At 66.1% G+C, this 6,026-nt stretch carries 7 protein-coding genes and 1 pseudogene; 5 read left to right on the top strand and 3 right to left on the bottom strand.

Annotated features, from left to right (window positions below):
- Positions 1–353, top strand: a pseudogene (locus AC1D2K_RS28220) (hypothetical protein); the annotation flags it as partial.
- 27 nt (positions 354–380) lie between these two features.
- On the opposite strand, the gene AC1D2K_RS28215 reads toward AC1D2K_RS28220, so the two are convergent.
- Both AC1D2K_RS28215 and AC1D2K_RS28210 read right to left on the bottom strand, forming a co-directional pair.
- A complete protein-coding gene (locus AC1D2K_RS28215; protein ID WP_478092863.1) occupies positions 381–1,622 on the bottom strand; it encodes a DUF4382 domain-containing protein in 1,242 nt (413 codons plus the stop codon).
- Positions 1,623–1,648: 26 nt separating this feature from the next.
- Entirely contained in the window at positions 1,649–1,810 is a 162-nt protein-coding gene (locus AC1D2K_RS28210; RefSeq protein ID WP_478092861.1) for a hypothetical protein, read from the bottom strand.
- Positions 1,811–2,013: 203 nt separating this feature from the next.
- On the opposite strand from AC1D2K_RS28210, the gene AC1D2K_RS28205 reads away from it, so the two are divergent.
- Positions 2,014–3,177: an ester cyclase gene (locus AC1D2K_RS28205; protein WP_478092859.1), complete on the top strand. Its 1,164-nt coding sequence runs from the start codon at positions 2,014–2,016 to the stop codon at positions 3,175–3,177.
- A 19-nt stretch (positions 3,178–3,196) separates the two neighbouring features.
- The gene (locus tag AC1D2K_RS28200; protein WP_478092857.1) at positions 3,197–4,072 is read left to right on the top strand and encodes a helix-turn-helix domain-containing protein; all 876 of its coding nucleotides are present in this window, start codon (positions 3,197–3,199) and stop codon (positions 4,070–4,072) included.
- 122 nt (positions 4,073–4,194) lie between these two features.
- Here AC1D2K_RS28200 and AC1D2K_RS28195 read toward each other — a convergent pair whose 3' ends face one another.
- Positions 4,195–4,731, bottom strand: coding sequence for a hypothetical protein (locus AC1D2K_RS28195; protein ID WP_478092854.1), 537 nt, complete (start codon positions 4,729–4,731; stop codon positions 4,195–4,197).
- A 571-nt stretch (positions 4,732–5,302) separates the two neighbouring features.
- On the opposite strand from AC1D2K_RS28195, the gene AC1D2K_RS28190 reads away from it, so the two are divergent.
- Together AC1D2K_RS28190 and AC1D2K_RS28185 are read left to right on the top strand one after the other, a co-directional pair.
- Entirely contained in the window at positions 5,303–5,587 is a 285-nt protein-coding gene (locus AC1D2K_RS28190) for a YlcI/YnfO family protein (RefSeq protein WP_478092852.1), read from the top strand.
- The gene (locus AC1D2K_RS28185) at positions 5,584–5,898 is read left to right on the top strand and encodes a type II toxin-antitoxin system RelE/ParE family toxin (protein WP_478092851.1); all 315 of its coding nucleotides are present in this window, start codon (positions 5,584–5,586) and stop codon (positions 5,896–5,898) included. The genes AC1D2K_RS28190 and AC1D2K_RS28185 overlap by 4 nt, the downstream gene beginning before the upstream one ends.
- Positions 5,899–6,026: the final 128 nt, after the last annotated feature.

Genomic DNA, 6,026 nt, shown 5'->3' with positions numbered 1-6,026 from the left:
TGGTCGCGCAGGGCGCCCTGCGCTGCGGCAAGGGCATCCGGGCCGGCGGCGTCATCGACGGCCGCGAGACCGTGCGCGCCGGCCACGGCATCGAGGCGGGTGGCTCGATCGACTGCGGGCGTCACCTGGAAGCGGGCTGGGGCATCCGCTCGCGCGGCGCGATCGTCGCCGAAGGCGCGATCAAGGCCGGCGAGAGCCTGCATGCCGAGGAAGAGATTCGCGCCGGCGCCGGCTACGGGATCTTCGCGGGGCTGGACGTGCGGGTCGATGCCTGGGAAGCGAGCGCGAAGGTGTTCGCCGGGCGCCGGCCCGAGGGGCTCATGAGCGGGTGGTGGGAGGGATTGCCGGCGTAGTGCTTCCGGTGCGGCTCAGTCCGCCTGTCAGGGCAGTGTGAAGTTGTTGGTGAAGATCGAGCCGGCCGGAAGCAAGGGCGACGGCACCGTCTTGACGACCCCCGCTGCGCTGGCCTCCACCGAGTACTTGCCGGCAGAGAAGGCGTCAGCGCCGAACACCAGCGTGGCTGGCGCAGCCACATAGGGCGCTACCTGCGGCGCAGCCACCGGCACGACGTATTCGTAGGCACCGCTGATGCCGTCCACGAAGCGGTCGGCCACCACGATGGTGGCGCCATTGCCCAGGATCTGCAGCGCGCGCACTTCGGCCTCCACCGGCGACACGCCGGTGCTCACCACCCCCTTCAACGTGGCGGTGGACGAGGTCGGAAGAACCAGGGCCGTACTGGCCGAGTTCAGCGAGGTGACCGTATCGGCGACCACCGGCACATTGATCACCACCCCGGTGGCCCGGCCCGGTGCCGCGACGACGAGCGTGTAGAAACCGGCCGGCACCGGCTGCAGCAGGAAGCGCCCGCTGCTGTCCGGAACGCTCGCCCTGATCACCACCCCGCTCTGCTGCAACGACACGATGGTTGCGGGGCCTATCAGGCTGGGATCGACAAAGCCCTGCACGCCGGCCACCAGTCGCGGCACCACGGAGAGCACCGGCTTGAGCAGATACTGGCCGGAGTTGCCCGCGCGGACCACCGATTTGCAGGCATCGAAGTCGATCACGAAATCCGCCAACTGGTTGGACAGCACGTCGATGTTGGCCTTGGCCTTCAGGCCTGATTGCTGGCCGCTGGGCGTCTTGAGCGCGACCTCCGATCCGCCGGTAGGAACGACCGAATTGGCCAGCGGCGTGCTCCCGCCGTTTTCGGCCAGCACCAGGCGCAACTGCGTGTACTTGCCGGCCGGCAGTGGCAATTGCCCCAGTTCGAACAGCACTCCGTTGGTCAGCGACAGCAGGTCGACGCGCGTCGGCGGGCTCACGGAGAGGTCCTGCCAGCCGGCGTCGCTCTCGCCGGCATCGCCGCTCTGGTGAACCCGCACCTTCGTGACGGTGACGTTGACAGCGTCATAACCACAGGCCGGAGTGTCGGTCATCGCGAAACGCAAGGTGCCGTTGCCCCCGGAAGCGCTGCCGGAAGCCGAGCCGCTGCTGGTGCCGGCGCTGGTTCCGGCACCGGCTCCGAAGCCTCCACCGCCTCCACCACCCCCGCAAGCCATCAGCGATCCAAGCAGCGCGAAGGCCAGGATCGCGCGAATGTATCCAAGTGCTTTCAATTCGATCCCCATGCATTGAGATGTGACTATTTCACATTTAACTGCAGGAAGCGATGCTCGGCAAGAGCGACGGTCGGTCGCGCGACCCAGTGGGATGTGAACGGCGTCGCCCGGTGCACGGAACCGGACTGCCAGACGTCAAGCTCGCGATCGCTTGCCTCGCGCATCACGCCGGCGGAGAAGCGCATCCGCGTTCATCTCGGCGTAGCGGTCGCGATCGGACTCTCTCCCTTCACGAAGGTGCAATCGCTGGGTCGTGATTCGGATCGGCGGCGCGATGGCCGATTCTGTCGGGAATATCCTAGAACGCACAGCCGTCCGTCCCTAACCTTCAAAGCCCCGCCACAGCCGATTCAAGCAGTCGGCACCGGCTCTCACCGGAAGGAAGACCATGACGAACCCGGCCACCGCCTCCCCCACCTGCGCGTCGATCGACACGCCCGCCGCCCGCTTTGACATCTACGCCCAAGTCCACAAGGGGTTGCGCGCCTGCATGGCCGCCACGCTCGTCGAGGTGGGCCGCATGGACTGCGGCGACGACCAGGCGGTCAAGTGCGTGCTCGACGGACTTGACCAATTGCTCGACTGGTGCGCCGGGCACCTGCACAAGGAAAACCAGTTCGTCCATCCCGCCATCGAAGCGCGCGACCCGGCTGCCAGCCTGCGCATGGCCGGAGAGCATGTGCACCACGACGCTTGCATCGCGCAACTGCGCGACGACGCCGACCGGCTGAGCCGAGCCGGCGGCGCAGCGCGCGAGTCCGCCGCAGCCCGGCTCTACCGGCGGCTGGCCGGGTTTGTCGCCGACAACCTGGCGCACATGGACACGGAAGAAACGGTGAACAACGCCATCCTGTGGGCCGGCTACACCGATGGCGAACTGGGCGAACTGCACGCCGCCATCGTCGCGGCGACTTCGCCCTCGCAACTGGCGGTGGATGTGCGCTGGATCACGCCCCACCTGAGTCCATCGGAAATTGCGGCACTGATGCGCGGCCTGCAGGCGTCGATGCCGCCGGAGGTGTTCGCGGGCGTGGCCGGCATGGTGGGACCGCATCTTCCGCCGCAGGCGCGGCGCCGGCTGGCGGTCGAACTCGGCCTGCCCGCGCTTGCACCGCTCGACGATCCGCTCGCGATCGTCGAGCGCTTCATCGCCGCGACCTTCGTCCGCTTCGACGCCGCAGCGGCGGCCCAGTGGGTGACGCCGGATTTCGTCGCCCATCCGTGGGCGGCCCACGGGCTGCCGCCGGGACCGGCGGCATTGGAGGCCGTGGTCCCGGTGTTCGGCAATGCCTTCTGCGACGCGAGCGCGGAGGTGGTCGACCACATGGTCGACGGCGACCGCGTGGCGCTGCGCTATGTCTACGCCGCAAGGCATGTCGGCGACCTGTTCGGCATCGCAGCGACCGGACGGCGCTTTCGCATCGAAGGCATCTGCATCGTCCGCCTGGCCGGCGGGCGGGTCGCCGAATACTGGCGCGAGGAAGACATGCTCGGCCTGCAGCGCCAGCTCGGTGTGGCCACGCTGTTGCCAGCGCAGGCATCCGCTGCATAAGATCCGCCATCCGTTGCCCATGACCCCTCCCACCTCACCGCCCGTGCCGTTGATGGAGGCCTACAAGCCTTCGCCTGGGCTCGCGTCCTGCATCACGGACATCTGGGTGTGGGAGCTTCCTTGCGCGCTGGTGCGATCGGACGGCGGAACGTTGACGCTGCTGCCCGACGGGCATCCCACGATGTGCTTCGTCTACGGCGATCCGCTCATCGCCTCCGATGGGCGGCGGACTTTCACCACGCGCAGCGCGGTCTGCGGCTTCCAGGCCCGGCCCGTGCAGGTCTCCTGCGAGGGACATGCCGCCGGCATCACGGTCCGATTCAGGCCCTGGAGCCTCGCACGCTTCTTTCCGCCTTCGCTCGAGGAAGCGGCCGAGCGGCGCATCGACTGCCGGGACCTGTTTGCACGCCGCGCGGTCGAAGACCTCGAATCGCAACTGTTCGAACTGCCGACCTCGCTGGCGCGGGTCAGGCAGGTCGAGCGCTTCCTGCTCGGGCTGCTGCGCACGCGTGAAAGCGACCGGCTCGTCGAGCGAACCGTGATGCACCTGTGCAGCGGCAAGCACGGCATGAGCGTCGCGCAGATGGCCCGCGAGTTCGGCGCCACCGAGCGCACGCTGGAGCGCCGCTTCCGAGGCGTGATCGGCGTGCCGCCCAAGCGCTTCGCACGGGTGATGCGCCTGCAGGCTGCCGTCACGGCGCCGGAGCCGCCCGAACGCTGGTCCGAGTTCGCGCTCCACTGCGGCTACTACGACCAGTCCCACCTGAATCGCGAGGCGAAGGCGATCTTTGGCGCCTCGCCGTCGACCATGCGGAAAGCGCCGGCCGGTCAGATCGCACAAGGCTTCCAGAACCTGGCGCGCGAGACGGCCTTGTCCACGAAGATATTTCGGTAGTGCCGTGCAAAGCTGAAGAGAATGGTGCTCTTGGACGCGACCTTCCCCGACCAAGCAGGCCGGAGGCAAGAGTTGTTCGCTAACCAAGAATATCGGCTGCCCCGAAACGAACGCCGTCGCTGTCAGCGTCGGGCCATGTCCTTGATGATTTCGTCGCAGATGCCACGAATCTGGTTCTCCGTCATAGGCGCAAACACGCCCTGCATGGCCGAGGACGTCGTCGCGTACTTTCGCGTACCCATGGGCGTCGCAGCAGGGAGCTCGACAAAGGAAACGTCGGCGTCGATGTAGGCGTTGCCCGTCATGATGCCGGCAGCGACACGGGCACCGCGCGTAATGTACCGATAGTCGTTGATGTTGACCGCGACCAGTGTCGAGGGCTCCGCTGCAGATGCAAGGGCTGCGTCGATAGGCGTAAGGGTCATGCCCGCGGCCGCGGTGGCTTCGGTCATGCCGACTCGCCATTCGTTGCGAAACTGTTCCCAGTCCTTCGACGCCGCCAGTTCCTTGCTGCCCCGAACGTCCAGCGTAACGTGCTTGGCCGCGGCGGGCGAGAGGGCGAGCTTCTGCTCGGCACTGCCTTGGCGCTGCACGTTGGCCGCGCAGCCCGTAAGGACCAGAACCGCCGAGAGAAAAACCAGTTTGAGCGCTTGATACATCGAGATTTGCTTCGTGGGATGGATGGTGGGTGCCCGCTTCCGGTCACTTGCTGCCGGCGCCAGTGGGGCGTACGTGAGAGTTGTGCGAGGCGCTATTTGTGCGTGCCGTACGAATCGGCGGTGCGGCTATTCTTGTACGCCCCCCCGCGGTGAGAACTTCCCTGGCCGCCCTTGTAGGTGCCACCGTGGCTGCTTGTGTGCGCACCCCCGCCATACGACACGCGACCGCCTCCCTTGGCGAGTGCAAGTGGCGTGAAAGTTGCGACCAGAAAAGCAAAAGCAACCGTCAAGAGTTTCTGCATGTCGTTATCTCCGTTCTTTTTTTGACACGTCGAATGTACCCACGTCTCCGACGCTTGCTCGTGAAGTTCTGCTCAGTTCAGCGGGTTCGATAGCGACCTACGACTCCCCGCCGTGGCCTTCATCCAGTGAAGAGCTGCAGGAACGGCGGGCGTTGACTGCATGACCCACGCGCTCGATCACGGAGGAGCACCTTGCCGTCGCCACATCATTGGAACGTGTGCGGTTGTGGCAAGGCGGATCGTGTAGTGCAAACGCAATACAATGGGCCATGAAGACCGCGACCATCCCCTCGGTTCGGGTTGAACCGAAACTGCGCGAAGAAGTCGAGCAACTGCTCGGCGAAGGCGAGTCGTTGTCGGAGTTCGTGGAAGCGGCTGTGCGTAGCGCCGTTCGCCAACGACAAAACCAGGCTGAATTCATCGCCCGCGGCCTTCATTCCCTGAGACGCGCCCGGCAGACCAGCGTCTACGTCGAAGCGGACGACGTGCTGCGAAAGCTCGATGGCAAGCTCGTGGCCGCCAAGGCACGCAAGTCGTCCGCCAAGCATTCGTGACGTTTCGCGTCCGGTTCACCCACGAGGCCACAGAAGACCTCGAGCGGCTGTTCGACTTCATCGTCGAGCGCGAGTTGGCGCGCGATGGAAACCTGGGCGTCGCGCAACAGGCTCTGGATGCGATTCGACAGGGCATCGAAACACTGCAGTGGACTCCGTTCACCTGCAGGAAAGCCGGGGCAAGCCCGTTCCTGCGTGAGTTGGTCATCCCATTTGGCCACGCGGGCTACATCGCGTTATTTGAAATCGTGGACGACAGCACGGTTGTTGTTGCAGCCGTACGCCATCAGCGCGAAGACGACTATCACTAGCACTTGCCTGGCCTGGTGCTTCCTCTGCGACGGAACCCCCGAGTGGCCAGCTTGGCGACCCCCCACCAGGTCAAGCCCCAAATCACGATGACCGCCGCCCATCCGAAAGTCGAAGGGCTGGCCCAGCC

The sequence above is a fragment of the Variovorax sp. P1_H12_2 genome, assembly GCF_056405335.1.
The sequence above is the reverse complement of the archived record's forward strand: the minus strand, read 5'-3'. Positions and strand labels throughout refer to the sequence as shown.